Source organism: Kitasatospora sp. NPDC051705 (genome assembly GCF_044453265.1).
Taxonomy (GTDB): domain Bacteria; phylum Actinomycetota; class Actinomycetes; order Streptomycetales; family Streptomycetaceae; genus Kitasatospora.
The window spans coordinates 12,835-38,594 of sequence record NZ_JBITCO010000043.1 but is presented as its reverse complement, the minus strand read 5'-3'; the positions used below and the strand labels follow the sequence as shown (position 1 = coordinate 38,594).

25 protein-coding genes are annotated in these 25,760 nt (G+C 70.0%); 14 read left to right on the top strand and 11 right to left on the bottom strand.

Features of this window, described 5'->3' with window-relative positions; translation table 11 throughout:
- Window positions 1-1,298: 1,298 nt before the first annotated feature.
- Window positions 1,299-2,084, top strand: coding sequence for a hypothetical protein (locus ACIA8Q_RS32415; protein WP_396318220.1), 786 nt, complete (start codon window positions 1,299-1,301; stop codon window positions 2,082-2,084).
- Window positions 2,085-2,192: 108 nt separating this feature from the next.
- Here the strand turns inward: ACIA8Q_RS32415 and ACIA8Q_RS32410 are convergent, their stop codons facing one another.
- Window positions 2,193-4,214, bottom strand: coding sequence for a replication-relaxation family protein (locus ACIA8Q_RS32410; protein ID WP_396318219.1), 2,022 nt, complete (start codon window positions 4,212-4,214; stop codon window positions 2,193-2,195).
- A 294-nt stretch (window positions 4,215-4,508) separates the two neighbouring features.
- On the opposite strand from ACIA8Q_RS32410, the gene ACIA8Q_RS32405 reads away from it, so the two are divergent.
- Window positions 4,509-5,366 carry a replication-relaxation family protein gene (locus tag ACIA8Q_RS32405; protein ID WP_396318218.1) on the top strand — a complete coding sequence of 286 codons (858 nt, stop codon included), beginning with the start codon at window positions 4,509-4,511 and terminating at the stop codon, window positions 5,364-5,366.
- Window positions 5,367-5,582: 216 nt separating this feature from the next.
- On the opposite strand, the gene ACIA8Q_RS32400 is transcribed toward ACIA8Q_RS32405, so the two are convergent.
- The 4 genes from ACIA8Q_RS32400 to ACIA8Q_RS32385 all read right to left on the bottom strand — a co-directional run bounded on the left by ACIA8Q_RS32400 (window position 5,583) and on the right by ACIA8Q_RS32385 (window position 8,183).
- Window positions 5,583-6,416, bottom strand: a complete 834-nt coding sequence (locus ACIA8Q_RS32400) for a YhjD/YihY/BrkB family envelope integrity protein (RefSeq protein ID WP_396318217.1) — start codon at window positions 6,414-6,416, stop codon at window positions 5,583-5,585.
- Window positions 6,417-6,601: 185 nt separating this feature from the next.
- Complete coding sequence (locus tag ACIA8Q_RS32395; protein ID WP_396318216.1) at window positions 6,602-7,405, bottom strand: DUF1206 domain-containing protein; 804 nt, start codon at window positions 7,403-7,405, stop codon at window positions 6,602-6,604.
- Window positions 7,406-7,632: 227 nt separating this feature from the next.
- Complete coding sequence (locus ACIA8Q_RS32390) at window positions 7,633-7,797, bottom strand: hypothetical protein (protein WP_396318215.1); 165 nt, start codon at window positions 7,795-7,797, stop codon at window positions 7,633-7,635.
- Window positions 7,798-7,826: 29 nt separating this feature from the next.
- Window positions 7,827-8,183 carry a PRC-barrel domain-containing protein gene (locus tag ACIA8Q_RS32385; protein ID WP_396318214.1) on the bottom strand — a complete coding sequence of 119 codons (357 nt, stop codon included), beginning with the start codon at window positions 8,181-8,183 and terminating at the stop codon, window positions 7,827-7,829.
- A gap of 484 nt (window positions 8,184-8,667) precedes the next feature.
- On the opposite strand from ACIA8Q_RS32385, the gene ACIA8Q_RS32380 reads away from it, so the two are divergent.
- The 5 genes from ACIA8Q_RS32380 (at window position 8,668) to ACIA8Q_RS32360 (ending at window position 12,833) form a co-directional block, all read left to right on the top strand.
- Window positions 8,668-9,780, top strand: coding sequence for a hypothetical protein (locus tag ACIA8Q_RS32380; protein WP_396318213.1), 1,113 nt, complete (start codon window positions 8,668-8,670; stop codon window positions 9,778-9,780).
- Window positions 9,781-10,548: 768 nt separating this feature from the next.
- Window positions 10,549-11,784 (top strand): tyrosine-type recombinase/integrase, encoded by a 1,236-nt coding sequence (locus ACIA8Q_RS32375; RefSeq protein WP_396318212.1) that lies wholly within the window; start codon window positions 10,549-10,551, stop codon window positions 11,782-11,784.
- Window positions 11,785-11,836: 52 nt separating this feature from the next.
- On the top strand, window positions 11,837-12,286 hold the full coding sequence (locus ACIA8Q_RS32370) for a hypothetical protein (protein WP_396318211.1): 450 nt from the start codon (window positions 11,837-11,839) through the stop codon (window positions 12,284-12,286).
- A gap of 33 nt (window positions 12,287-12,319) precedes the next feature.
- Window positions 12,320-12,556: a hypothetical protein gene (locus ACIA8Q_RS32365; RefSeq protein ID WP_396318210.1), complete on the top strand. Its 237-nt coding sequence runs from the start codon at window positions 12,320-12,322 to the stop codon at window positions 12,554-12,556.
- A gap of 52 nt (window positions 12,557-12,608) precedes the next feature.
- Window positions 12,609-12,833, top strand: a complete 225-nt coding sequence (locus ACIA8Q_RS32360; protein ID WP_380336004.1) for a hypothetical protein — start codon at window positions 12,609-12,611, stop codon at window positions 12,831-12,833.
- A 55-nt stretch (window positions 12,834-12,888) separates the two neighbouring features.
- Here ACIA8Q_RS32360 and ACIA8Q_RS32355 read toward each other — a convergent pair whose 3' ends face one another.
- On the bottom strand, window positions 12,889-14,088 hold the full coding sequence (locus ACIA8Q_RS32355; protein ID WP_396318209.1) for a hypothetical protein: 1,200 nt from the start codon (window positions 14,086-14,088) through the stop codon (window positions 12,889-12,891).
- A gap of 195 nt (window positions 14,089-14,283) precedes the next feature.
- On the opposite strand from ACIA8Q_RS32355, the gene ACIA8Q_RS32350 reads away from it, so the two are divergent.
- The gene (locus ACIA8Q_RS32350; RefSeq protein ID WP_396318208.1) at window positions 14,284-15,159 is read left to right on the top strand and encodes an IS982 family transposase; all 876 of its coding nucleotides are present in this window, start codon (window positions 14,284-14,286) and stop codon (window positions 15,157-15,159) included.
- A gap of 132 nt (window positions 15,160-15,291) precedes the next feature.
- On the opposite strand, the gene ACIA8Q_RS32345 is transcribed toward ACIA8Q_RS32350, so the two are convergent.
- From ACIA8Q_RS32345 to ACIA8Q_RS32335, 3 genes are all read right to left on the bottom strand, one after another.
- The gene (locus tag ACIA8Q_RS32345; protein ID WP_396318207.1) at window positions 15,292-16,542 is read right to left on the bottom strand and encodes an IS701 family transposase; all 1,251 of its coding nucleotides are present in this window, start codon (window positions 16,540-16,542) and stop codon (window positions 15,292-15,294) included.
- A gap of 79 nt (window positions 16,543-16,621) precedes the next feature.
- Window positions 16,622-17,560, bottom strand: coding sequence for a hypothetical protein (locus ACIA8Q_RS32340; RefSeq protein ID WP_396318206.1), 939 nt, complete (start codon window positions 17,558-17,560; stop codon window positions 16,622-16,624).
- Window positions 17,561-17,891: 331 nt separating this feature from the next.
- Window positions 17,892-18,455: a restriction endonuclease gene (locus ACIA8Q_RS32335; RefSeq protein WP_396318205.1), complete on the bottom strand. Its 564-nt coding sequence runs from the start codon at window positions 18,453-18,455 to the stop codon at window positions 17,892-17,894.
- A 405-nt stretch (window positions 18,456-18,860) separates the two neighbouring features.
- Here ACIA8Q_RS32335 and ACIA8Q_RS32330 point away from each other — a divergent pair, with 405 nt between their 5' ends.
- The 3 genes from ACIA8Q_RS32330 to ACIA8Q_RS32320 all read left to right on the top strand — a co-directional run bounded on the left by ACIA8Q_RS32330 (window position 18,861) and on the right by ACIA8Q_RS32320 (window position 20,238).
- Window positions 18,861-19,061: a hypothetical protein gene (locus ACIA8Q_RS32330; RefSeq protein ID WP_396318204.1), complete on the top strand. Its 201-nt coding sequence runs from the start codon at window positions 18,861-18,863 to the stop codon at window positions 19,059-19,061.
- Window positions 19,062-19,141: 80 nt separating this feature from the next.
- Window positions 19,142-19,300, top strand: coding sequence for a hypothetical protein (locus tag ACIA8Q_RS32325; RefSeq protein WP_396318203.1), 159 nt, complete (start codon window positions 19,142-19,144; stop codon window positions 19,298-19,300).
- A 773-nt stretch (window positions 19,301-20,073) separates the two neighbouring features.
- Entirely contained in the window at window positions 20,074-20,238 is a 165-nt protein-coding gene (locus ACIA8Q_RS32320) for a zeta toxin family protein (RefSeq protein WP_387908136.1), read from the top strand.
- 646 nt (window positions 20,239-20,884) lie between these two features.
- On the opposite strand, the gene ACIA8Q_RS32315 is transcribed toward ACIA8Q_RS32320, so the two are convergent.
- Window positions 20,885-21,109 (bottom strand): hypothetical protein, encoded by a 225-nt coding sequence (locus ACIA8Q_RS32315; RefSeq protein ID WP_387908134.1) that lies wholly within the window; start codon window positions 21,107-21,109, stop codon window positions 20,885-20,887.
- 191 nt (window positions 21,110-21,300) lie between these two features.
- On the opposite strand from ACIA8Q_RS32315, the gene ACIA8Q_RS32310 reads away from it, so the two are divergent.
- Window positions 21,301-22,992: a PAS domain S-box protein gene (locus tag ACIA8Q_RS32310; RefSeq protein ID WP_387908131.1), complete on the top strand. Its 1,692-nt coding sequence runs from the start codon at window positions 21,301-21,303 to the stop codon at window positions 22,990-22,992.
- On the opposite strand, the gene ACIA8Q_RS32305 is transcribed toward ACIA8Q_RS32310, so the two are convergent.
- The gene (locus ACIA8Q_RS32305) at window positions 22,989-23,237 is read right to left on the bottom strand and encodes a hypothetical protein (protein WP_387908128.1); all 249 of its coding nucleotides are present in this window, start codon (window positions 23,235-23,237) and stop codon (window positions 22,989-22,991) included. The two genes, ACIA8Q_RS32310 and ACIA8Q_RS32305, sit on opposite strands and share 4 nt — an antisense overlap.
- 375 nt (window positions 23,238-23,612) lie before the next feature.
- On the opposite strand from ACIA8Q_RS32305, the gene ACIA8Q_RS32300 reads away from it, so the two are divergent.
- Window positions 23,613-24,056: a hypothetical protein gene (locus ACIA8Q_RS32300; protein ID WP_396318202.1), complete on the top strand. Its 444-nt coding sequence runs from the start codon at window positions 23,613-23,615 to the stop codon at window positions 24,054-24,056.
- Between the two features lie 5 nt (window positions 24,057-24,061).
- Window positions 24,062-25,760: tetratricopeptide repeat protein (locus tag ACIA8Q_RS32295; RefSeq protein WP_396318201.1), on the top strand; the 1,699-nt coding region annotated here is incomplete at its 3' end.

The window sequence follows — 25,760 nt, the reverse complement described above, 5'->3', positions numbered from 1 at the left end:
ACGAAGTGCAACACACCCACCCACCCCCGCCCACGGCCACATAACACCTGGTCAGACCCGCAACACGGCCCCGTGTTGCACCCCACCGCAACACCGCGTTGCACCCCCGCGTTGCACCCCCACCACCGGCCACCCGGCCAGCACCCGGCCACCGAACACCACCACCAGGACCAGGCCGCCGACAAGGCCGGCCTTCCCGGGCGGCCGCCGTCCCGGCCATGCCCCGCCGCCCCGGACAGCGCCTCGGACGGCGGCCAGGACCGCCAGCACCTGGCGGTCGTCGACACCACCGAGCAGCAGCCGCGGCCCCACCCTCCGGCACCCTGTCGCACCCACCTGTCGCGCCCGGACCACACACAGGGGAACAGGGGTATCCGCCCACGTCACAACACGCGACAGAACCCCATCGCGACAGGCAACGCGACAGCACGCGCGACAACCCCCACCCACCACCAGAACAGCGCCAGAACAGCCTCCACGGCGGCCTGACGGCCACCCAGCCGTCCAACCGGGACAGCGGCGCAGCGGGACGACGGACGGCCCGGGACGGCGGCACAGCCAGACCCGGACGGCCCCGGACGGCGGCGCGACCCGGACGACGGCCAGCACGACGGGACCGCGACGACGGCAGCAAGCACCCGGACGGGGCGCGGCCTGGACAGCGGACCCGGGACGACGGCGGCCGAGCAGGCGCAGCAGGCCCGGACCACACCGGGCCCGACCCCCACCAAACCGAACACCCACCCCCGCCGCCATCCCCTGACCCGCAATTCCAACCCGAATTCAGGCCCTTATCGGCAACCGCGCCACCAAAACAACCCGACCGAATTACCGGCGGAATTAAACCCCGAAAACAACCCACAACACCCCACCGGCCCCCCGAGCGACCCCGACCCGACCCCCAACCACCACCACACACAGTCACCAAACCCCGGACGGCACCAACCCCACCGGAGCCTCCAACAGGCACAACCAAAGGTCAAGACAACCCAGCGAGAGAGGCCATTTCACCCCCACCAACACCAACAGGTCACACCAGGCGGCCCTTCGTCGGGTAGAGCTTGGCGTGAAGCACGCGGTCCTCCTCCCCTCCCCCCACGGATCAGCGAACCTGCCGCGCCGGTACTGCTTGCGCTCCCTGTCCGTAGGCAGCGGCAACCACAACGACCCGAGGCTCTCAACCTCCCGAACGACAACACAGACCGGCCCGAGGTCCGGTCGACCAGGTGGTCGAGCCGACGGGTTCGGTTCAGTTGAACCAGCCACCCGGCTCCCCAGTAGCCGTTAGGGTACGGGCCATGCTGACCTGGTCTCGCCAACAGAAGTTCGCCGGTTGCCACTTGAAGCGCAAGCACTTGGAAGACCTGCAAAACGGGGCAACAGCTGGCTACTCAGAGCCCACCGTCGTTCATTGGGAAGGTTCGGGATGGGTAGGGGACGGTCCTGGGAAAGGCGACGGCTTCCGTGTGATGTCCAGCTCGCTCGCCAGTCTGGAAGCCGAGGTCGGCCAGAAGACCCTTGCTGCGCTGAGGCTGACAGTGAGCACGGCAAGCGCGCCGAACGACCCGCGCGTCGAGATCACGATGGGCGACCTTGAGAACCCTCAAGGTCACTTCAAAACGATCTTCCTCGGCATCGTCGCGGTAACCGACTCGCGGTGGTTTACCCGCGTCCGAGTCTGTGATCCTGACGTAGCTGCGGCCCGCGACAGATTCGACGTTCTGACGAAGACCCTGAAGCAGTCTCAAGGCGTGCGTCGTCTCGCAGGCGGCTGGCCGTGGATGATCCATGTCGCGATGCAGACCTTCCTGTTCTGGCTCTTCGTCGACTACATCGGTCTTGACCAGAGCGGCGACAGATACCTCTTCGGCGGGATGGCCCTGGCTGCGGTATCGCTTCTCAGCTGGCAGTTCTTCGCCGACTGGCTGGTCCGAACGCGGCTGCGCATCACGCCGACTCCGATGCTCTGGTGGCAGCACCTGACGACAAGCCCCGGATTGTCTGGAGCCATCGGGGCTGTCGTCGGCGTTCTGGGGCTAGTGGTGGCCGTGATCTCAGTAGTCGTCACCGTCATGATCGCATGAGCAGCCTCCCTGCCCGGAGTGCCGTACCGTTTTCCCGGACCGACACCCATGCCCCCCGCCAAACGCCCCCACCAGCAACGCCGCTGAACCCGCCACAGCACGAGCAGGTCACGCCTTGCGGCTCCGGACCGGGTAGAGCTTCGCGTGGAGCACCCGCACCTCCCACCACGGGTCGTCCGGCGTGGAGACCAGCGCGGCCACTTGCTCGCGTTTGGTCGGGGTGGGCAGCACCAGCGGGCCCAAGTCCTTGACGGCGCGGTCCTGTTCGCACTGCGGGCACTCAAGCCGATCCGGACTGGCCTTCTCGGTTAGCTCCAGCTTCGAGCCCTCCTTCCCTCCGATCGAGCCCCGGCACGTCCAGCACGGGCGCAGCGCGGCGTTCACCGCCCGGGCTGCCTCCAGCTGCTCCTGGGCCTCCCGTTCCAGGCGCTCGGTGTGTTCCTGGTGGCAGGTCCAGCAGCGGCCGCCGGGTTGGCGGGTCCACTCCACGTGGCGGCCGTCGGGGCCGTAGTGCCAGGTGCTCTCCTCCTTGGGGATGTTGCCGCAGTCGGCGCAGGCGAGAGTGCGCATCCAATCTCGGTGCTCCTGGCGGGCTTTCTTCTCCCGGGCCTTCTGGCGCTGGTTGTAGGCGGCGCGGTTGTTCGGGTTCTCCAGGGCGTCGAGCAGGGAGTGCCGGCCGGGGCGGCCGTAGCGCCACCAGACGGGGCCGAGGGGGCCGTGCTCGGCCAGCAGCTCCAGGGTGGTCGCGAGGATGGGCACGGCGTCGTCGTACTCGCGCCAGCCGTCGCCCTCGTTGTCGTCTTGGGGCACTGTCCACCACTGCCCGCGCCAGATCTCGGCTGACAGGTCCGCCACGGCCTCCTGGCGGCCTGCCAGGGCGACGGGTCCGGCGCCGGTGACGACCAGGGCGACGGGCGGGTAGCCGGGCCGGGTGTGGGGGCCGGGGTAGGTGCGGCGCCACCAGTGCACCGTGCGGTCGGTCGGGTCCTGCTCGGCCAGCGCCGGGTCGGTGCTCTTCACCTTGGTGCGGAACAGCTCGCGGTAGGCGGTGAACTTCGCGGCGACCCGCTCCGGGGCCATGGTGGAGCGGTCGACCTCAACCATCAGGACCGGAACCCCGATCTCCGGGGCCTGGAGCACCGCGTCCGGGCGTACCTTGCGGCGGCCGCCCGGCAGCAGGAACTCCACCTCGGTCGCCCAATCGGTCACGGTGCCGACCCCGCCCGCGGCTTCGGACGCGGTGCCGCCCAGGACGAACGCGCTGATCGTCTCGTTGACCGCCATCGCGTGCTGGGCGCCGGAGCGTCCGGCGCCCCGGGCAGTAGAGCCCATGTCGGCGCGGGGCAGGCCGAGGACGTGGCTGGCCGCCTCCAGTCCGGCCGTTCCCTCCAGCCGCCAGGTCTTGTGGCGGTCCCGGGTGTTGCCGTCAGAGGCGACCAGGCCGTGCAGCGCGAGATCGCGCAGCGCCTGCCGGATCACGGTGTTCGACGCCGCCCGGGGGCGCAGCAGGCGCTGGAGCTGGTCGGCGGTGGCGACCTTGAGGACGCCGAGCGCGCCGAGGACGTCGGCGCGCAGCGCGGTGGTCGAGCCGTTGGGGTTGGCGGTGCCGCGCCGGTACGCGGTCCGTCCCGGCCGGTCGGCTCGGCGGGTTCGACGGCGTCGGCCTGGTCGTCGTTGTCGTCGGGTTGGGCGAGGCTCTGACGGGTGCTCACGGGCTTCTCCCGGTGGTCGTGGTCGGCTGCTGCCTCTGAGGGATATCCGGCGCTCCTGACAGCCGCCAAGCCCGTTGTTGGCCCGCGTGCCGCGCCCTCTCCCACTACCCCGGATCCGGCCCCCGCCGCCGCCCCCGACCAGCGCGCGGCCGGCACCAGCCGGACGCGAGAAAAGGAAAAGCCCACCGCAGGTGCAACAACCCGAACCGACCAACCGACAACGCCACAACCACAAACCAAAACCAAAAGCAGAAAGACGGGAGAAGAGGGTTGTCAGAATGCGGCGGCGGCCCGGATTCGGGCGCTGAGCTGGGCGGATTCGCCTCCCGGGCGCGAGGTGGCCGGTAGGGGCAGCGGAGGGGGAAACGGCAGGGGGAACGGAAGCGGTCCGGCAAACTAACCAGGGCCACCAAGGCATTGGTGAGTTTCCTTGATGGGCCACCAAGGAAACTCACCAAGGCACCTTGACGGCCATCCCAGCAGGTCAGGAACGTGCCGACCGGTCCGACGAGGGCCCCAAGGTCGGGACCGGTTGGCGGACGGGATTACGGACCGCATTTCGGACCGGTTAGAACGTGGGATACCTTGATGGTGGGAGTTATCAGATCGTTATGGACTACCAACCTTGATGGTGAGAAATCCGGTGAGTTTCATGGGGTTCCATTCTCCGAGCACGGGATAAGCCCGCGCTTCGGAATGAGGGAGCACCTTCGTGCACGGGGATCTGGAGACCGACCACGACGTCCTGGTCACGCTTCACCGCTTCACGCTGGCGACCGCCGAGCAGCTCCACCAGCTGCACGGCGGCACCGCCGGGATCAAGCAGACCCAGAAGCGGCTGACCCGCCTGCACACCGACGGCCTGGCCGACTTCGTGACCCTGCCGCAGGCCGGCCGGGCGAAGGCCTGGCACCTCACCGCCCAGGGCGCAGCGGTGGCGGCCACCTTCCCCGAGGCCCGCCGCACGGACGCCCAGACGCTGGACGGCGAGCAGTTCGCAGTGCGGCACGGGCGCGAGCACCTGCTCGACGTCGGGCGGATCCACGCCGCCTTCGTGGCCGACGCCCGGGAGCGCGGCGAGGACTGCGGCCCGCTCGACCTCCTGCCCGCCCGGGCGCTGCCCGCCGGCGAAGGCGGGGTGTACCGGCCCGCCGCCGAGCTCGCGTACACCGCCGGCACCGGCGAGGAGCGGCACCGGCTGCGGGCGTTCGTCGAACGCCACCGTACGGGTGTCGGCGCCGAGGAGACCGCGGCGCAGCTGGCGGCCTGCGCCGCCCTGTGGGAGCAGGCCGGGCCGGGCGGCCGGGGCCGGGGCCGGGCATGGGAGCGCCGCTGGCGAGCGTTCCCGCGGCTGCTGGTGGTCCTGGTCGGCACGGCGGCCGCCGGGGTGCGCGGCGCGGTGGCGGACCTGCGGCTGGCCGCCGAGGAGAACCCGGCCGTCGCCGAGCTGCTGGCCGCCGTCCCGGCCGGCGCCGCCCGGATCGAGGACCTGGTCCAGCGCGGCCCGTCCGCACCGGTCTGGCACCCGCTCGGCGGCAGCGGGCGGGCGTGCGGGTGGACGGAGCTGTAGGACCGTCCGGCGTTATCGCAGGGTTGATATCCCGCCATCCCCCCGTGCCGGGCCTGCTTCCATCGCTCGCCAGCCTGCCCGCGCTCACCGCCGGGCCTGCGTGTGGCCGCGGCCTGGTGCCGGTGGGCGGTGTTCTCCTGCGTTCGGTCCGCCGGGCCGTGGCCTGACGGACCGCACTCTCGGTGGGGTGGCGTGCCCTCTGGGACGGCCCCGGCCTCACCTTCGTCGTTTCAGTGCACCTGCCACGCGGGGATATTCGTCGTGGAGCAGCCGGCCGGCCAGTGCGCCGCCGTACACGACGGCGCCGACGCCGACGAGCCAGGACTGGATGACCAGGACGGTGCCGATCGGTCCGTAGGCGAGGGTGTTGGTGGCGATCAGTGGCGAGAAGACGAACCGGGAGAAGACCCTCAGGCCGAGCAGCCCGACGGTCGTGGCCACGGCGCCGGGCAGCAGGGCGCTCCAGCGGACCCGTCCGCCGAGCAGCAACCGCTGCGACCACCAGAGGAACAGGATGGCGCTCAGCACTGCGGCGACGCCGCCGAGCGGGGTCTGCCGCCACAGGGTGGTGGTGGAGGACAGCAGGAGGAGCCCGATGAGGGCGGCGAGCCACACGATGTGCCGCCACCTGGCCGACCAGCGGGCCGGTGGCAGGCCCCAGATCTTCTCGTAGGTGGTCTGCACCGCCGCCCCGAATGAGAGGCCGAAGACAGCGAGGGCGGCGAGGCTGTACGCCGTCGTGGTCCGCAGTGTCTGGCCGGGCAGGGCGATCAGCTGCTCGAGTTTCTTCCTGGAGGGCGCCGACACGCCGAGTACTTCGCCCAGCCATTGTGCGAAGCCCTGCCCGTTCGCCGGGTCGGCCGCTGAGACGACGATCAGCAGCGGCACGAGCGTGAGGAACCCGAGCGCCGCGAAGCCCAGCGACCGTTGCCACAGCTCGAGAGCGCTGCCCCGCCTCCACCCCCGCCCGGCCGGCGAACGGCCGACCCTGCGGCGCAGCCGCCCGAACAGGGACGAGCGGCCCTCTGGGTCGGGAGGCTTCATCGGCATGGGTGTTGACTACCACGGTGATGCCGTCGCTGTGCCAGCGGCGCGGCGAGCGGCCGGCGGGGCTTCGGTGGGCCGGCCGCAGCGGTGGCGGGTGGGGTCGGGCCCCCTTTCGAGGGGTTGTGGGTCGGTGCGCTGTCGGTGTCGCCCGGGGAACGGGGTCGGTTGCTCTGTCGGCACAGCTGCCGTCATCGCGCTGGCGGGTCCGATTGTTCAGGGGTTTTGTGCCAGCGGGCTTCGCAGAAGGAGTAGAGGCCGAACAGCAGGAAGCCGATCGCTGCGGCGATCAGCAGCACGGGCCCGGCGGGTGTGTCCGCGAACGAGCGCAGCGTCTCGTCCAGGCCCTTGGCCTTGCTGGGGTCGAACTTCACTGCGGCCAGCAGGATGAACAGGCCGGACACCGCCGCGGCGGCGCCGCACGCCACACCGCCGACGATGCCCAGCAGCGCGACGACCCGCCGCGTTCGCGGGCTCATGTCACCCGTCTGGAGATCCTCCTCGAACTTCCGCATCACCGCGCGCACCGCCATCACCACGCCCACGACGACCAGGACGGCTCCGACCACGCCGACCAGGAGCCGCCCGCCCGGCCAGCCCAGCACCCTCGCGGTGTACTCCTTGGACGTCTCGTTGCCGGACCGGCCCCCGGAGGAGCCGCCGACCAGGACGGTCTGCACCACGCCGACGCAGATCACCGCGTAGAACACCGCCAGCACCAGCGAGCCCAAGCGCCTGGTCCACTTGTCACCGCCCGGCACCGAAGATCCGAACGCGGCCTCGGACAGCCGCCACAGCGCCATCGCCGCCAGCCCCACCACCAGCGCCCACAGCAGCACGCGGCCGAAGGGCTGCTCGCCGATGGTCCGTACCGCGCCGGACCTGTCAGCCTCGGTACCGCTCCCTGCGCCGAGCCCGATCCGCACGGCCAGAACCCCCACCAGCACGTTGATCGCTCCCCGTGCGCAGAGCCCGACCCTGGCCACGACACTCATGGCATGGCTGTCGGCCAGGCGCCGCCCCTGCGACCCAGCCCCTGCGGTACTGCCGTTCCTGATGGCCATACGCGACACCTCCATGTGCCGGACCAAGCCTGCCGACGTACCCCGCGCCGTCGGCAACACCTGGCGCCCACTCGACGGGCGCTTCGCGGATGACGAACTCCCGCCGCCGCCCGCACCCTCGCCATGAGGGGTCGGCTCCACCGGCCGACAGGGACGGGTCAGCGCAGGGAACGCCGGTTCCTGGCCGAGCGGACCGCGAGGTAGACCACGTCGGCGATGAGCAGCAGAACGCCGACGGCGAGCAGGAAGATCATTCCGTGGACGACGACGCCGACGATGCCGAGCACGATTGCGACGATGACGATCAGGAGGAAGAGGACCATCGCGCGCCTCCTTCGCGGGACGGGGGTGTTCAGCGGCGGGCGAGCTGGCGCTCACCTGCGGCGCCCGGTTGGTAGGTCAGGCCGTAGTGCCGGAAGATCGCTTCCTCGTCCTCGGCGGGCAGGATGTCGTCGGTGCCGATGGCAGGGCAGTCCTTGATCAGCGGCTTGTCGTAGACGACCTTGACGTAACCGGGTCCGACGCTCGCGCCGTCGAGGGGGACGAAGACCAGGCGGTGGCGGGTGGGCAGGCCGATCTGGACGGTCGCCATCGCCGGCTCGTCGGTGCTGGTGTCCACGTAGATCGCTTCCAGCGTGCCGACCTTGTGACCGCCCGCGTCCACGACGTCATGGGTGCGCCACTCGCGGATGTCGCCTACCTCGATCACCGTGACTCCCTTCGCACGGCCCGCACCCGCAGGCACCGTCACCGCCTCGAATGGCCGGCCCGCCGAAAGGCCCGCCCCTTTCAGCGTGCCTCCGTCCGCACCCGGACACCAGCACCCCGCCCGTTCCAACCACGCGAGCAGCCGATACTCATCCTCCCGGCCGTCGCCGAGATGCTGGCCGGCGTCCCGGCCGGCGCCGCCCGGATCGAGGACCTGGTCCAGCGCGGACCAGCCGCGCCCCGCTCGGCGGTCGGGGCAGGCGGGCGGGCGGGTGGACGGAGCTGTAGCCGGCGAGCGGGAGCCGCAGGCCTACGCCCGGCGCGGGAACCGAGCCAGCGGGGCCACCCGCCTAACTGATCGTTTCAGACTGACTTTCGAAGGTGCCGGAGGCGGATGATGCTGCAGGCGAGATCGCCGATCCGCTGCTGCGCCTGATGTCCCAGGTCATCGCTAGGTTGGGGTTCCTTGCAGGCCCATTGGGCCGGTGACCGGACGCAACACGGGGGTTGGCATGGGTGTCGGAGTCGGAGGCCGGGCGAGCTGGCTACTGGATCCGCTGGTGGGGGTGGGGCCACTGCGGTTCGGGATGTCTCCTGAACAGGTAAACGTGGCGCTGGGCGAGGACGCTCCGCACGGCGTCCTCAGCGGCGGCCTGCGGTTGTGGAACCGGTACCGCCAGCACGGAGTGAGCGCGATCTTCGGACCGCGGGAGCAACTGGTGGCCGTAGGCATCAATGCGAATCGCGGGCCGCTAGTGCTGTTGGAGGGCGTGGTGCTGGTCGGCCGGGCGCCTTCCGAGGTGCGTGCGGACATCAGCCGCATCGCGCTGCGGTGCGGGGTGAAGGAGGTCCTGAACGCCGAAGGGGAGCAGGATGTGCCGGCGTGGGGTGTCTCGGTGGGGGCGGTCCAGCAGTGGCTGCCGGATGCCGAGGGCTTCCCGCAGCGGGGGGATGCCGTGGTCACTGACCTGCTGGTGACCGGGCCCGGCCTGGCCGAGAACCCGTATGGCGACGCGACCGTGGCCAGTTGGCGCAGCAACTCCCGGCGCCCCGCTCCCGAACCGGGGCCGTGGACGGTACGGCCCGAGCGGGAGCGGCCGCAGTGGGAGTGTGTGCCGCTGGAGCGGGTGGGGCCGCTGCGGTTCGAGATGACGCCGGAGCAGGTGTCGGCTGCCCTGGGCGGGGAGACGGCTTCTTCGCGCGGCACCTACCATCCCTTCCCCGCAGGCACCCCCTGGGCGGCCCAAGGCGACCCTGCGGAGGAGCGACTGGTGGAGGAGCGATTCGAGGCCGCCGGCGTCTGCGCGCACTACCTCGGGTGGGAGGAAGGCCGCGGCCCGCTCCTTGCTGCGGTCACCGCCCTTGGGCGATCCGGCCCCCAGGTCCTCCTCGACGGCATCCCGCTCGTCGGCCGGCCGGTCACCGCCGTCGAAGCCGACATCGTCAGGTACATCACGGACAACGACCTCGGCCTGCGGCTTCCCGTCAGCGGGGACAAGGAGATCTACGGCCTCGGCGTGTTGGTGCGTGCTGCCCGTGTCGGTGACAGCGTCATCAGCGAGGCCCGGCTCGGGGCAGAGCAGTGGTACGAGGAGTGATCTTGCCCTTGCTGATCGCTTCAGAGTCCCGCTCCGCGCGGAAGGCCTGTCGTCCGGCCGCCGGGCCACCGTCACGGCGAAAGACCCCGGGCTCGTGCGGTCGGCGGCGGGCTACCCGTTCCCGAGACCCTGGTCGAGGGCCAGGCGCAGCAGGATGAGGGCGTCGGTGGGGTTGACGGACAGCAGCGGTATTCCGTCGGTGGCGTCGGCGACCGGGCGGCCGTTGATGAGGACGATCCAGGAGGTGTTGTCGTCGTAGACCTCGGTCCAGCCGAGCAGGCGGCCTCGTCGTTCGAGGGCCTGGACGTTCGGGGTGGTAGGCCAGGTGAGGGACCAGGCCGTCGCCGAGGGCGTAGTCGCGGCGTGCTTCGCCCAGGTTCCGGTCGGTGGGCGCGGTCCGGCCGGTGGTCTGGCCCAGGGTGAGGTCGGGCGTCGGCACCGCGGACGTGCGGGCGGCGGTGGCCGGGGCGCGGGGTGGTTCGACGTCGGCCAGGCGTCGGCCGGGTCGCTGGAACACGTCCAGGGCGAGGTCGGCGGTGGCGAAGGTCTGGGGCCGGCCGAGGGTGCCCACCACGAACCGGCCGGACTGGCCGTCGCCCTGGTGCTCGACGGCGATCCAGCCGCCCAGTCCCCAGGGACCCTGTGGCAGCAGCGGGGTCCAGCCAACCGGGACGCCAGCGCGCAGCAGGAGCCGTGCACCGCCCGTCTGCGGGGAGTTCCAGGTGGCCAGCTGCCAGCCCGCACCCACACAAGCGGCGCAAAGCCCGGATGGATCAGCGCACCCGCGAGAGGCTCCCCGTCCTCCCCATCCTGGTCAGCACCACCGACCGACGGCGCCGCGAACCCGCCGGCCTGCTCCGGGCGGCGGCAGACACCGAGCCCGGAACGCTGATCCCCAGCACCGGAGGGGCCCTGCGCAAAGCCATCGCTCCGAAGGCCGCCGACCATCTCACCTGGGCCGAGGAGACCTTCAGCGGGCGCCGTCGGAACCTGACCTATGAAGAAGAGGAAGCGTTCTGGGCGTTCGCCGCGATCGAGGTCCTGCGTCTGACCGGCATCCGCAACGAGGAACTTCTGGAACTCACGCACCACAGCGTCGCCCAGTACCGGCTCCCGACCACCGGAGAGGTCGTGCCGCTGCTACAGATCGCTCCGTCCAAGACCGACACCGAGCGACTCCTGCTGGTCAGCCCGGAACTCGCTGATGTCCTCTGCGCCATCATCAGCCGACTGCGCGGCCCCAGCGGCGCGGTTCCGCTGGTGGCCGCCTATGACGTCCGCGAGAAGGTTTGGAACCCGCCGATGCCACTGCTGTTCCAACGCGGCATCGGCTCCGAGCACCGCGCCTTCAGGCCGACCGCAATCCGCAAGCTGCTGATCAACGCGCTGGCCGCCACCGGGCTGACCAACGCCGAAGGCGAAGCACTGACCTTCTCTCCCCACGACTTCCGAAGGATCTTCGTCACCGACGCGATCATGAACGGACTGCCCCCGCACATTGCCCAGGTGATCTGCGGTCACAAGAGCATAGAAACCACGATTGCCTACAAGGCGGTCTACCCTGCCGAGACGATCGAAGCCCACCGGGCGTTCATCGCCCGCCGTCGAACCTCCCGCCCGAGCGAGGAGTACCGGACCCCGACGGAGCAGGAGTGGGACGCCTTCCTCGCTCACTTCGAGAAGCGGAAAGTGTCCATCGGCACCTGCGCACGCGCTTTCGGATCTCCGTGCATCCATGAGCACGCTTGTGTCAGATGCTCGCTCCTCCGACCTGATCCGGCCCAGCAGGCCCGGCTGGCTGACATCCGCGACAACCTCATCGCCCGCATCGCCGAGGCCGAACGCGAAGGATGGCACGGCGAGATCGAAGGGCTGCACGTCAGCCTCGCCGGTGCGGAGGGCAAGCTGGCTCAGATCGACCAACGCCGTGACCATCGGGCCGTGGTCGACCTCGGTATCCCCACTCCACAATCGGTCTCCCCGGCCTCGCCACCGCGGCCATGACTGCCCAGTAATCAGGAGGAACGGGGACGGCATGAGCTGCCAGAATCAGGAGATGATCAACCAGGGGATCATCTTCGTCTGCCGTCGCCACGCTGATCGTGGCGTGCTCGAAGTCGTCCCGTGCATTGACGGCACCCCTCTCACCGACTTGATCGACCAGTTCGAGACGGAAGCTGGGATGCAACCAGCCGGCGACGCCTACGGAGGCCTTATCCCGCAGTTCTTCCGGTTCGGCCCGATGGACGACCATTTCCATGGACGATCCACCGGCGCGATGGGGCCGAAGACGCCCGTGCTCGGCTGTGAATGCGGTGAGTGGGGATGCTGGCCGCTGATGGCCAGCATCACAGTGACCCCTGACCACGTGACCTGGGACTCCTTCGAGCAACCCCACCGCAAGACGCGCGACTATTCGGCACTCGGCCCGTTTAAGTTCGACCGCCTTCAATACGCTGACGCTGCCAAAGTCCTGAGTGCAGCACTGGGCTCTGACGAGACGTGAGTACAACCCATCGGCTCATCACGGGGAGGAAGTGTGTTTGACCACGTAAACGGGCTAAGCCCTGAGGAGGCCGCACGCTGGACCGTGTTGGTCGAGCAGTCCCGACCAGTCCTTGAGAGCGACGGAATGGAGGCCGTCCAGACGCTCCTGGCCGAGCACGGCATGAGCATCATCCAGGCGATCGCAATCACCCGGGCGCTACTAGGGAATGCGGAGACACCGCTTCGAGTCGCCATCGACATCGTGGCCACGAGCAAGGCTCGGCAGTAAGTTCAGAGAAGCATGCATCCACTGCCCGCTCCTGCGACCGGATCCAGCCCAGATGCCTCGTCTCACCGAGATCATCACCAATCTCGATGCCCGCATCGCCGAGGCCCAACGCGAAGGCTGGACCGGCGAAGTCGCCGGTCTCGAAGTCAGCCTGTCCTCCGCGATAGAGAAGCTCGCGGCCATGCAGGCCGTCTCCAAGAACGGGCGGACAACCGATCTTGGAATGCCCAGTTTCAAGCCCCCATACGGACGGGTCATCGAGGGGCCAGAATCGTGATCGCTCTGTCCACGATCGCGGCTGACTCCCACTGCCCGGAACGTGCTCGGGCCGCTCAGAACAAGCGGCCGAGGGTGTCTTGCCAGGTGGTGAGGGCTTGGGCAAGCTGGGCGGACGCTCCGGCTGCGCCGGTGATGGCGGCCATGGCCAGGCGGGCTCGGCTGAGCGCGCGCGGACGGTCCGGTTCGGCGGCCGCCTCAGCGACATCGGCGACGTGGTCGAGGAGCTGGGCTCGGTGGTCCGCGAGTGCGGGGTCCTGCTGGATGGCGTGGATGAGGTCCCGGAGAGCGGTGGCAGTGTCGCTCTGTCCGTCGCGATCGAGGGCGCCGACGGTGATCTCGATACCCCGGATCGTCTCGGCCACCGCGAAGCTGCTGTTCGTCACCTTGCTGTTGAACGCACCTACGTTGCCGTTGATGATGACCGGCGCCCGCTGCGAGCCCTGGCCCGATGCTTCGATGTGGTCCGGCATCTGCTTCTCCACCTTCTCGAGATAGTCCAGGCCGAGCGTCAGATAGGCGCCGGCCAGTGCCACCGGGTGGGGTACGGTCCAGTCGCAGAACCGGAGCCCCTGGGTTACTAGTCGAAGACCTTCACCTATGTCGTCGTTGGTCAGACCGCGATCTAGAACTGCCGCCGTCGCCGTAACCCACGCCCGAATCGCGGGCACGGTCTGCTCTCCGGCGGCGCGTCGGAGCGCCTGCCCCGCCATGAGCCGCTCGGCGATCTCCTCACAGAACGCACGGCCGACAATGCCGTCCCTGAGGCGTCCGTGCCGCGGCGGATCCCGTTCCACAGGCGCGTCGAGGACCGGCCGCACGATCCTCAGCTCGGAGTACGCCTGAGCTAGCCACACGGCTCGGAAGCGGGCCGTCGTCAGTGCGATCTCGAAGTCCCGACGGGAGACGGTGGGCTCCAACACCTGCTGGAGGCGCTGCTGGTCCAAGGAGGACATGACGAAGAAGGCTTGGCCGGGCGGCGAGCCCCGGAACGTGCACGTGTAAGGAACAAAGGCAATGTAGGGGAGGAAGCGACTGTCGAGAGCCCACCGGCAGACGTGCCGGAGTGCGTTCAGAGCCTCCGGCCTCGGTTGCCCCAGAAAGTCGGTGCCGTTCTCACGCAGTGGGCCGAGAGCATCGAGAATTTCTCGGGCCTCGGACCCACAGTCCGCCAGCACCCCGTACAACCATTGACAGACAAGCTCATCTTCCTGCTCGATGATCCACCTGGCCGCTTCCCCCGCCCCAGCCTCCATGCCTGTCATGGTCCACTGATTCGTCTACAGCTGGCAACAGCCCCGCAACACGGACTACCCGCGCATAAGCGCGCACCGTGCAGGCTCCACTAGATGAATGATGCCAAGGGCTCGCTGGCGCGCATGACATGAAGCGAGGGAGTCCAAAGGTCGGTTGTGACGCCTGACCTGGACTCCCTCGCGACCGCACTCTAGGTGAAGACCGACGACCTGCTGAAGGAATCGCCGCACCTGGCGCCGTGGCGGCCTAAGATCGGCATCGCGCCCCGGCTCAGTGACGCCGAACTGGTCACCCTCGCGGTGATGCAGGCCCTGCTCGGCTTCACCTCCGAGCGCCGGTGGATCCGCCACGCCAATGCCCACCTGCGCCATCTGTTCCCGTACCTGCTCGGGCAGTCGGGCTACAACCGGCGCCTGCGCAAGGCCGCAGACCTGATCGCACGGGTCAACCGCCTGCTGGCGACCGACACCCCGCTGTGGACCGACAGCGTGTGGGTCGTCGACTCCACGCCGGTGGAGTGCGGGCGCTCCCGCGAGACGGCCAAGCGATCCGACCTGGCCGGATGGGCCGAGTACGGCTACTGCGCCAGCCACTCCCGGTTCTTCCGGGGCCTGCGCCTGCACCTGGTGTGCACCCTGCACGGGCTGCCCGTCGCCTTCGCGCTGACCGGCGCGAAGGCCGACGAGCGCGAGACCCTGCTCGGCATGCTCCACGCCGAACCCGGCCTCGCCCTCTCCCGCCCGGGCCAGACCCTGATCGGCGACCGGCAGTACTACGGCCGCGCCTTCGAACACGAACTCGCCGAATGGGGAGTGCGTCTGCTTCGCCCGGCCCGCAAGGGCGAGCCCTTGCGGGCCGGCGCCGAGGTGTTCAAGCCGTTGCGGCAGACCATCGAGTCCGTCAACCAGACCTTCAAGGCCCAGCTCGACCTCGAACGCCACCATGGCCGCACCCCGGGCGGTGTCATGGTCCGTGTCCTACAACGCGTCCTCGCCCTGACCAGCGCGATCTGGCACAACCACCACACCGGCCAGCCCGTCATGCGCTCGCTGACCGGCTACGACCACTAACCCTTCGCATCACTCATCTAGTAGTGCTTGGTCAGGTTCGCAGGGGTGTGGGTATGTTGCGGTGGCAGGTCGGGCAGCGTCCGGTCCAGGTGGCGAGGAGCAACTGCAGCTCGCGGACGACCTGGTAGAGGCTCAGGCCACTGCCGTTCCTTTTGGGGCCCGGGCCAGCCTCCGCAGGGTGCAGAAGGCATGGGCGAGGGCGACGAGTGTGACGTGGTGGTGCCAGCCGGTGTAGGTGCGGCCTTCGAAGTGGGCCAGTCCCAGGGCCTGCTTCATCTCGCGATAGTCGTGTTCGATGCGCCAGCGGAGCTTGGCCAGACGGACCAAGGTGGTCAGCGGGGTGTCGGCGGGCAGGTCGGAGAGCCAGAACTGCACCGGCTCGGGCGCTTGGGCCGGCCACTCGGCCAGCAGCCAGCACTCGGGCAGCTCGACGCCGTCGGTGGCGTCGCGGATCTCGCGTCCGGCCGGGCGGATCCGTAGTGCGACGAACCGCGAATACATGCGCTTGAGTCCGGTGCGGCCTTTGCCCGGGCGGCTGCCCTCGCGCCAGGACACCGGCCTGACCGCGGTCCGCCCCGCCTCCACCGCCAGGGCCTTCACGCTCTTCGCCGGCTCGGGATACCGGGCGACCGGCGGGCGGCCGGTTCCGCTGTAGGGCGGGGTGAATGGTCGCGCGGAGCTGGGCTGGGCGGTGAGGGTGGTGGAGATCCCCACGACGTAGTTCAGCCCCCGCTCGTTCAGGCCCAGGCGAAACGCCACCGCGTCGCCGTAGCCGGCGTCCGCGACGACGAGGGGGACGTGCACGCCCCAGGAACGGGTCTCATCGACCATGTCCAGAGCAAGCTGCCACTTCTCCACATGACCCAGGTCCACGGGGATCTGGCAGCGTTCGCGGCGGGCGACTTTCGCCGGCTCGGCCTTCTCGGAGGCCGGGTCCCAGGACTTGGGGAGGAACAGTCTCCAGTCGACGGCGGTGGAGGCGTGATCGCAGGCCAGGTGCAGCGAGACACCGACTTGGCAGTTGGTGACCTTGCCGGCGGTGCCGGTGTACTGCCGCGACACGCATGCGGAGGCATCGCCGTCCTTGAGGAAGCCGGTGTCATCGACGATCAGTGCCGTCGGCTTCACCTCGGTCTGCATCCGCCACGCCAGCCGGGCCCGCACATGCGCCGGGTCCCACGGGCTGGAGGTCACGAAGTGCGCGAGCGCCTGCCGGTTGCCGTCCTCGCCAAGCCGGGCCGCCATCGGCTCCACCGACTTGCGCCCACCATCCAGCAGCAGTCCGCGCAGGTAGACCTGTCCCCAACGGCGCTGATCGCTACGGGTGAACGCCTCGAACATCTCCGCCGCGAACGACTCCAGGTCCTCCCGGACCTCATCCATCTCCCCAGGTGTCACACACCCTCAACGCCACAACCCGCCAATGGACACGCCCAACCACGACCAACCTGACCAAGCCCTACTAGTGCCGGTCCCCACCCTCGGCTACTCGGCGCATGTCCTCCCACCAACCCGCACCCCGCCCCCGGTAGCACGGGTCCCTTCTGGAGGCAGCGGCCTCCAGAAGGCAGACGAGGCGTTGGAAGAGGTCGGCGTCGGACGGAACAGACCTGCCCTCCAGCCAGTCGAGCAGTGCCTGGCCGGCGAAGACCGCCGGGGGCCGCAGATGATGGCGACCGAGGTCGATGATCTCTGCAACGGAACAGCCGGAGGCGGACACCAGCCCCATGAGCGCCTCTGCCAGAGACCTGTCAGCCATCGGGTCCCCGGGCACCGGATCCACCGAGAGGTCGAACTCCGCCCGGGGCTGACAGCGGTGAAGCGATGGATACACTCCGAAGCTCCCTTCCTCGGGAATCTGAACGCTCCCCGAGCGTCCGGCGCACACCCAGCGGAGCTCCAGCCTCCAGCGCACCTCATCCCGCGACGAGGTGCACGTGACGCGGAACTCCTCCGGGTCGTCGCGGGACACCTTGAACGGGAAGTCCGCTCCAAGAGACCTCAGTTCGGGGACCTCGGGATCCAGGTCGACCTCGAAGGGGCGCACTTCGAGGATGCCCGCGTTGACAATTGCCGACCGAATCTGCCGAGGCGGACGACGAGAGAGGACGACAGGCCGCAGCTCCTTCAGGACTGCCGCCTGCGCGCTGCGCCCCTCGACGAGGATCTCCAGGGCTGGCGCACCCGACATGAGGCTTTCCTGCTCGTCCTCGTCGTCCCCGACGCCAACACTGTCGTGCGTAAGCCAGCGCCAAGTGACGATGACGGGTATATCGGGGACGGGGTCCGGTTCGGCGAGCCGAATGCGAACGTCTCTGGCCTGGATTAACATGCCGTGCACTTCGACATCGGACGCTTCATTCCTGGTAACTGCGGCGTCCTCGGGATGCTTGTCCTCCATGCCGGATCATCGTAGGGCGGATCCGCCGGGCGGGATGGCGCCTGGACGCAATTCCCAAGAATCTAGAGCGCGTTCGCCCTTGGTGTGCGCGGGCGCGGCTGCTGCGGCCGGGGCGGTGGCGGGGCGGCCGGGGCGGTGGCGGGGCGGCCGGGGCGGGCGCGGTGCCGGAGGTGCTGCCGGTGCCCTGCTTGGTACCGCTGCCGGAGGTGCTTCCGGCACCCCGCTTGGTACCGCTGCCCGAGGTACCCGACGTGCCCGAAGTGCCCGAGCTCCCAGTGCGCAGCCGGCGGCCCGACCGGGCTCGCGTGCGTCGGCGGTCTCGGGTCGGGGGTCAGGCCCAGGGGGGCTTGCCGGTGCCTTCCGCCCACAGGGCGAGCGCGCCGCGGTCGACGACGCGGATGCCGACCTGTGTGCAGAACGCGGTGGCGGCCTTGGTGAGAGAGCTGGTCGTGACTACGGCCGCGAGGTCGCAGTGGTGAACGTCGCGGTAGGTGCCGTTGACCTTCTGCACGTCCTGGGAGCCGACGAAGGTCTTCGGCCCGTACCGCTTGGCCTGGATCAGGATCCGCTGTCCGGTCGGGGTGGTCGCCAGGACGTCCGCCGCGAGGTCGCCGGCCCCGCCGACCACCGTCACCTTCGTACAGCCGTCCCGCCTGCACAGGTCCGCCAGGGCGTGCTCGAACGCCTTCGGGCTCATGCTCAGGAACGGGCCGATGTGCCGCAGCTGCGCGACCCGCGCTTCAAGGTCCTGACGGCGGGCCAGTACCCGCACACGCAGGACGACCGCCGCCACCACCGTGGCCGCGGCCAGTATCACGCCGACCAGCAGAAGGTGGGTGGCCAGCCAGCTGAGCACGACGGCCATCCCGCTGATCACGGCCGCTGCCGCGAGCACCAGGAGCAGCAGGTTTTCTCGGGCCTGCCGTATGCGGCGGGCGGTCGAGCGGCGTCGTCGTGTGGGCCTTCGGGCCACGGCGTTCCCCCCTTGTGACGAGTTGTGTTCGCGAGCGTAGGAGTCGGTGGTGCCGGGCCGCTGGGATCTGGGCGAACTCTGTCCCTCGCGCGGACCGGGTTGACCGGATCGTGGCGGTCAGCGGCTGGACCGTGGGAGGAGGTTGGGTGCCGTACCGGTCCGCTGAGCGGGTCAGGCCTGACAGGCTGTCTGGTGAGGACCGTTCGGACCCGGCGGATTTCTCGGAACCGGCCCGTACGGTCGCACTGTTCTGGCATGCTCACCTCGACAACATCGGGCACCGAGTGAGCGGTGCCTCACACAGGGTCAACCGAGGCCGGGTGGGCAGTGCAGTACACGGTCAGCGCGAGCGTGTTCCTCGCGATCATCATCGTCATCCGGCTCCGACGCCCCACCCATTCCCGTAGCCGTGTGGACGAGGCGTTCACCGTCTTCACCGCCGTCGTGTTCGGAGTCCTGATAGCTGCCACGGCATGGGGACAGGCGATTCTCCAGCTCGTCGGTGTCGCCGTCGAAGCCAGCCACTGACCACGCGTCCGGCCGCGACGGCGGGCACGACCGGCGCGACCCCACCACGCCCCTACACCCGGACCGGGAAAGAAGGAGCCGTGGCGGAAGCCGTGTGGACCACGGTGTTCTGGTCGGCCGTGGCGGCCCTGACCGCCGCAGCCGGCGTTGGCTGGCGGATGAGCCCGGACGCGTTCGGGCGCCCCGGATCGGGGAAGGAAGACCAGAGCTCCAGACAGGACGATCGTGGCGACGAGTGACCAGGACCCCGCGCTGGCAGTGCGATGCCCACAGTGCAAGGCCCAACCTGGTGTCATGTGCGGTGGCCGCAGCAGCGTCCATCCCGTACGACGCGGCGCAGCCCGGGACTGCACCGCGGCCCCGCGACCCCGCCGGCCGACCATTCCCCCGCCAGCCGTCCGCGCCCCGTGGGACGACCGCTACCGCCCCGACGCGCCGCAGTGGGACGACGACGTCAGCAGGCCCGGCCCCACCGCACTCCACGCCTCCGCCCTGGGACCCGGCGAGCACGAGATCCTGTGCTGCGCCGAGCTACGGACCGCGGACGGGTGCCCGGTCTGCGACCGGGCCTGCTGGCTGTGCGACGCGCGCGCGGGCCGGGCCTGCCGCAGTATCCCGTCGACGCGCCGGATCGCCGGCGTCGCACACGTTGCCCGCCTGTGGGACCTCGGCTGGGAGGAGACCGAGGACTACCTCGAGGCGATGACCCGCTCCTGCCCTCACTGCCAGGCCCGGGCCGGGCAGTTGTGCCGCACAGTCCCCCGCACCGACGCTCGCGCCCACCTCGCCCGACGTCCCCACCGGCAACGCTACTGAGCCCGTCTCGGACTATGACAGGAGGTCGTCTTGCGGGTGGTGGCGAGCTGCTCTGTCCCGGGTGAAGTCCGGCCGGACGATGTGGAAGGCGTAGCCGCCCTGCGGAGACGGCATCGGGCAGGGGCACGGCAACACTCGAGACCGTCCAGCCCCAGGCCGGGCCGCTCACCTGGTCCACCGCGGCCTGCACCGGTCGGTGCACCTGACGGGCGACGACTTCAAGGTCCTGCACCCCGACTACCTGCAGCTGCTGCGGACCGATCCGCGCCGGGCCTCGGAGCCGATCCGCGCCGACTACTGGGCCTGGCAGGCCCGGGCCGAGGCCTCCGTGCGCGAGCGCCGCGGCAACCTCGTCATCTAGACCACCCCGCCGACCCCGCCAAGCTCGCCGTCGACGCGCAGGAGTTCCGGCGGGCCGGGTATCGGGGGGAGCTGTTCGTCCTGGCCGTGCACGCGGCCGACTTCCGTCAGGGCACCGCCCACTGCTACGCCCGGGTCAGCGCGCGCGGCGCCCCCGCCCGGTTCACCACCGCCGCCGGCCACGACGTGCACTTCCGGGCACTGTCCGGCGTTGTCGTGGCCGCGGAGGAGATAGCGGTGGTCGACCTGGTCACCGTGATGCGGCGCGACGCTACCGCCCTGTGCCGCAGCCGGCCCACCCGCCTGCGATTACGGCACCCCGGCGGCCGCGCTCACTCTGCTCGCGGAGCAGGCGCGCCAGTACACCCACGATGAGGGGCCGCGTTCTGGGCTGTCCAGCGCGGTCTGCGCGCCGTGATGCCTCAGTACCGCGATGATCTCAACGCCATCGGCGCACTCGCCGTCCTGCTCATGCCCCATGCCGTGCGTCGGCACCAGCTGGAGGTGTCTTCGGCGGCGGCTCTGCCCGTTATCACCGGGTCAGGGCTCTCGTGCGGTGGCGGGCGCTGACTGAAGCCCCGGCTTGAAGCCGCGGCTTCAGTCAGCGGGTTGCCGGCCTGATCGACGCTTCGCGAGCCAGGCCCGGCTCAATGCCAGTGCACGTCGAGGTGGGAGGCGACGAACTCCACGACCCAGATCACGGCGCTCGCGCCGACGGTGGATCCGATCCCTAAGAGGAGCTGTCGGCCCAGCCCCTCGCCGTTGGGCCGGACAGGCTCCTGGGCCGGCGCCGCATCTGGTTGCGAGCGGCGGGCCCGGCGTTCCACCCCGTCCCAGCTCGGTGCCTGACCTGGCGGGTCCAGCTCGTCCACGTTCTGTTCTCCGTTTCCCTCACGCATCAGGGGCCTTGGGCAAGACCCGCAGCCGGTCACCGCACGAGGGCTTCAACCGGCGGCTGGTCGGCCTGGGTCCGTCGCCTACGCTTCCGTTAGACGTCGGTGTTGCACCAGCCGCAACAGTTGCCACCTGGATGCAACACGGGAGAACTTGAGGAGGGGGCGGCGTGCTGGAGAAACCGACTAGGCAACCCGGGCGGCGTGCAGGGGAGAACGAGCCCGAGGTCGAAGCCTTCATCAGCTTCCTGAACCAGCTCTTCGAGGCTCTGGACATCTCGCAGACCCGCCTCGCTGCCCGCGTGAATCGCAACAAGGGGTCAGTCTCCCGCTTCCTCAGCGGCGAACGGATCGCCGCTTCGGACTTCGTAGACGCCCTCCTGGAACAGGTGACCGAGCTCAACGGAAACCCCGTCACCGAGGGCGTTCGAAGTCAGGCCCACCACCTGCGCCTGGAGGCGTTGCGGGTACGCAACCCCTCCCTGCACCGGCTCGACCAGCTCCGGGAGAGCCTCGGCGTTGCCGAGCGCGAGCTCCACCGCGCCAGCGTTCGTGAACGTGCCCTGCTACGCGAGCTGGAGGCAGCCGAGGACAGGGCCCGACAAGCCGAACAGCGCTACCGGCAGCTCGAGACCGACTGGGCCACAGCCCGATACTCCTCGGGCTCCTCAGAACTCGACATCTACACAGGGCCCGGCGGCGCGGACGAACTCAGGGACGAGATCCGCGGCCTCAAAGCCGAACTCGAGGCCCTCCGAGCCGAGCTTTCACGTGCCCAGACACTGAAGCACAACGCAGAAGAACAGTGCCTGCGGCTGGAAGCCCGCCTCCACGCCGCGGAGGATGCCCTCAAGAACGAGCGCGACCGAGCACGCGAGGGGACGGACGCTGAAAGGAGAGCCGCCAGCTCTCAAGACCTGGTCGCCCCGGATACATCGCACCGGATCCTAATGAACCTCAACGCTGCACCCAGCCTGGCGGCCACGCTCGACGTCGTCGTCGAGGGCGCGGTGCACGCCCTCGGCTTCGACGCCGCCGTGGTCAGCCTTGTCCGGCCGGACGGCGACCTCGTGGTCGCAGCGACCCGGGAACTAGAGGAGAGCCCGATGGGCGGCCCCTCGGCGCTGCTCGGTCAGGTCAGCCTTCGGGAGTCCTGGGACCGGCTGCTCGGCGTCAGCGACCAAAGGGGCGCCCTGCGCTTCCTACCGTGGGACCGTGACTGGGCGGTCGCCAGTGACATCCCGCGCTGGATCGGCAACGGCCCGGTCCCTGTCCAGGCCGATGACTGGCACCCTGCCGACTGGCTGCTCGCCCCGATGTACAGCGCCGGCGGTGACCTGCTCGGCGTCCTCACGGTCGACCGCCCGCGCAGCGGCAAGCGGCCCGACATCTCATCACTCCAGGAACTGGAGAGGTTCGCCGCGCAGGCCTCCGTCGCGATCGGCAACGCCCGGCTCCGAGCGGAACAACAGCGTGCAATGGCCCGGTTGGAGAAGGAGCGGCAGTCGCTGCGGGCCAGCGAGGAGAGCTTCCGCCAGTTCTTCGAGTACGCGCCCAGCGGGATGGCCATCACTGAGCTGCTCGGTGGCGGGCTCGGCCGACTGATCCAGGTCAACGACGCGCTCTGCCGACTGCTCGGCCGCCCCCGCGCGGTGCTCTGCAAGCATGGTTTCACCGACTTCGTGCACCCCGAGGACCGGGCCCTGATGGAGCGCGCCCGCATCGAGTCCGGCCGGGCGGAGCTGCGGCTGTCCCGGCGCGAGGGCGGCTACCAGTGGGTCCGTCTGCGCAACTCGATCGTGGCTGACACGGCCGAGGGCCCGAGCTTCCTGCTCACCATCGTGGACGACATCAGCGATTAGTCGTTCCCGGCAGCGTGCAGGAACTTGAGGCGCTCGGTGTACAGCGCGGTGATGCGGCCGAGCTCGGCGCGCAGCGCGAGGTCGAGACCGCTCGACGCATTCACCACGGCCGCCGCGGCGCACGCGTCGGAACCGCCGATTTGGCGGATCGCCGCCCAGCTGCAGTTGTAGAGGAACACGGCCAGGGCGCGTACCTCGTCTTCGGACGGGCGCGCAGGCGCCTGCAGGGTGGGAGCGGTGGCCATGCGGCGAGCGTAGGCCGTCGCAGGGCATCGCGCTGTGCCGACAGGCGGGTGTGGGATATCCCGTGGGTTCCGCCGTCCGCAGTTGCCTTGTTGCCCAGGTCAACTCCGATAACGGCGGCAGATGGGCCAGTTCGATCATGATGGTTCTTCGGGATTCGCGAAGAACCATCATGATCCATCTCGGTCGGCGCGTGCAGGGTATCGCAGGACAACCGACCAACACGCGCCGGGCAAGGGCCGAAGACGGGTCCGAACCCACGGGATGTCCTATACGGAGGTCGGTGGCGGGATGTTGTTCGGTTTTCCCTCCTGCGGGTGGGGTTGCTCGTAGCGTGTGATGGCCCGGGATGGGCGATGCGACGACAGGGGTGGTGTGTGGTGGAGCCGATTTCGATGGTCCTGCTGGCGGCGTTGGCCGGTGGGGCCGGCGGTGAAGCGGGCAAGCAGGCCTTTGCCTCGCTGGGCGCGCTGGTGCGCCGTCCGTTCCAACGTTCGGACGGCACGCCAGCGGTGTCCTCGGGAGAGGCGGAACTGGTCGCGCTTGAGCGGTCCACCGCCCCGGAGAACGTGCACGCGCTCGGCACCGCCCTGGCGGTGCGGGCGGCGCTGGACCCGGAGTTCCGCACCGGCCTGCAGCAGTGGCACGACCGGGCCAAACTCGTGCGCACGGGCGACGGCGGTGTGGCCAACACCGTCAGCGGGGGCACCTTCCACGCCCCGGTGCAGCAGGGCCGGGACTTCTCCGGCACCTCCTTCCCCGCCACGCCCCCGGCACCTCCCGCCGAACCGGCCCCCGGCCCGGCGACCTCGCAGGGCTGACCGCCGTGACCGACCTCCCGCCGGGGCCGGACGGGCCGGTCTCGAACCGGATCAGCGACGGGGTCTTCCTGAACACGGTGATCCAGGGCCGGAACATCACCGTGGTGCTGCCGCCCGAGGTCACCCCGGCCCTGTCCGGCCTGCCGCCCGGCTCCGTCACCTTCACCGGCCGCGAGGACCAGGTGGAGGACCTGATCTCCGCCCTGTCCCCCGTGCATCACGGCGAGCGGGCGGTCCTGGTGACGGCGGTCGTGGGGCTGGCCGGCGTCGGGAAGACCGAACTGGTCGTGCAGGCCGCGGCACGGGCGTTGCGCGAGCCGGGCTGGTTCCCCGGCGGCGTGCTGTTCGTCGACCTGTTCGGCTACGACCCCGAACGCCTCGTACCGCCCGAGCAGGCCCTGGAAGGGTTCCTGCGTGCCCTGGGCATGCCCGCCGAAGACATCCCCGCCGGCCTGCAGGACCGCTCCCGTCTCTACCGCACCGTGCTGGCGGCCTTTGCCGAGCGGGGACGCCGGATCCTGGTCGTCATCGACAACGCCTCCACCGAGGACCAGGCCCGCCCGCTGCTGCCCACCGACAACACCACTGCCACCCTGGTCACCTCCCGCGACACCCTCGACCTGGACGCGCGCCTGCACGACCTCGGCCCCATGGACCCGCAGGCCTGCGTGGACCTGCTGAACGGCCACCTGCACCGGGCCCGGGGCACGGGTGATACCCGTGTGAAGGACGAGCCCGAACATGCCGAGGCGATCGCCCGCCTGTGCGCGGGCCTGCCACTGGCCCTGCGGATCACCGCGGCCATCCTCGCCGACAGCCCGGCCCGCCCCCTGGCCTCCCTCGCCCAGGCCCTGGAAACCGCGCACACCCGCCTGGACCGGCTACGGCGAAAGGACCGCGCCGTACGCGCCGCGTTCGACCTGTCCTACCAACGCCTGGACGGCCCGCACGCCCGCCTGTTCCGGCTGCTGCCCCTCAACCCCGGCCCGGACACCTCCACCGAAGCCGCCACCCACCTGGCCGGCACCGATCACTGGCAGACCGAGGAACTCCTGCAGGACCTGGCCCGCGCCCACCTTGTCATCCCGCCCGGACCGGCCGAGGCCTGGGGCCGATGGCGCATGCACGACCTGGTACGCCTGTATGCCGACGAACACGGACGCACCCACGCCGACACCGACCGGCGCGAGGCCGCCCTGACCGCCCTCCTCGACTTCTACCGGGGCACCACCGAAGCCGCCGACACCCACCTGTCCACTCTGCCCGGAACCCGCTCCCCCCGCTTCCCCGACCGCGACCATGCCCTGGCCTGGCTGGACGCCGAACACCTCAACCTGATCGCCGCCACCACCACGGCCCACACCCTCGGCCATCCCGAGACCAGCATCCATCTCGCGTTCAACCTCGCCGAGTTCCTAGACCGGCGGCGCTACTTCGACGACTGGATTACCGTCAGCACCACCGCCCTGGCCATCTTCCGCGACCTCGACGACCGCCACGGCGAGGGCCGGGCGCTGAACAATCTCGGCCTCGCGCTGCAGGAGGTGTGCAGGTTCGAGGAGGCCATCGACGCCCACACCCGGGCCGTCACCATCTGCCGTGACCTCGGCGACCGCCACGGCGAGGGCCGGGCGCTGAACAATCTCGGCCTCGCGCTGCAGGAGGTGTGCAGGTTCGAGGAGGCCATCGACGCCCACACCCGGG

What these genes read in the sequence shown, in the direction of transcription:
- ACIA8Q_RS32415 (WP_396318220.1), top strand. Translation starts at nt 1,299, where the DNA reads ATGCTGACCTGGTCTCGCCAACAGAAGTTCGCCGGTTGCCACTTGAAG.
- ACIA8Q_RS32410 (WP_396318219.1), bottom strand. Translation starts at nt 4,214, where the DNA reads ATGCCTTGGTGGCCCTGGTTAGTTTGCCGGACCGCTTCCGTTCCCCCT.
- ACIA8Q_RS32400 (WP_396318217.1), bottom strand. Translation starts at nt 6,416, where the DNA reads ATGCCGATGAAGCCTCCCGACCCAGAGGGCCGCTCGTCCCTGTTCGGG.
- ACIA8Q_RS32395 (WP_396318216.1), bottom strand. Translation starts at nt 7,405, where the DNA reads ATGAGTGTCGTGGCCAGGGTCGGGCTCTGCGCACGGGGAGCGATCAAC.
- ACIA8Q_RS32390 (WP_396318215.1), bottom strand. Translation starts at nt 7,797, where the DNA reads ATGGTCCTCTTCCTCCTGATCGTCATCGTCGCAATCGTGCTCGGCATC.
- ACIA8Q_RS32375 (WP_396318212.1), top strand. Translation starts at nt 10,549, where the DNA reads ATGGATCAGCGCACCCGCGAGAGGCTCCCCGTCCTCCCCATCCTGGTC.
- ACIA8Q_RS32370 (WP_396318211.1), top strand. Translation starts at nt 11,837, where the DNA reads ATGATCAACCAGGGGATCATCTTCGTCTGCCGTCGCCACGCTGATCGT.
- ACIA8Q_RS32360 (WP_380336004.1), top strand. Translation starts at nt 12,609, where the DNA reads ATGCCTCGTCTCACCGAGATCATCACCAATCTCGATGCCCGCATCGCC.
- ACIA8Q_RS32355 (WP_396318209.1), bottom strand. Translation starts at nt 14,088, where the DNA reads ATGGAGGCTGGGGCGGGGGAAGCGGCCAGGTGGATCATCGAGCAGGAA.
- ACIA8Q_RS32345 (WP_396318207.1), bottom strand. Translation starts at nt 16,542, where the DNA reads ATGGATGAGGTCCGGGAGGACCTGGAGTCGTTCGCGGCGGAGATGTTC.
- ACIA8Q_RS32340 (WP_396318206.1), bottom strand. Translation starts at nt 17,560, where the DNA reads ATGGAGGACAAGCATCCCGAGGACGCCGCAGTTACCAGGAATGAAGCG.
- ACIA8Q_RS32305 (WP_387908128.1), bottom strand. Translation starts at nt 23,237, where the DNA reads ATGGCCACCGCTCCCACCCTGCAGGCGCCTGCGCGCCCGTCCGAAGAC.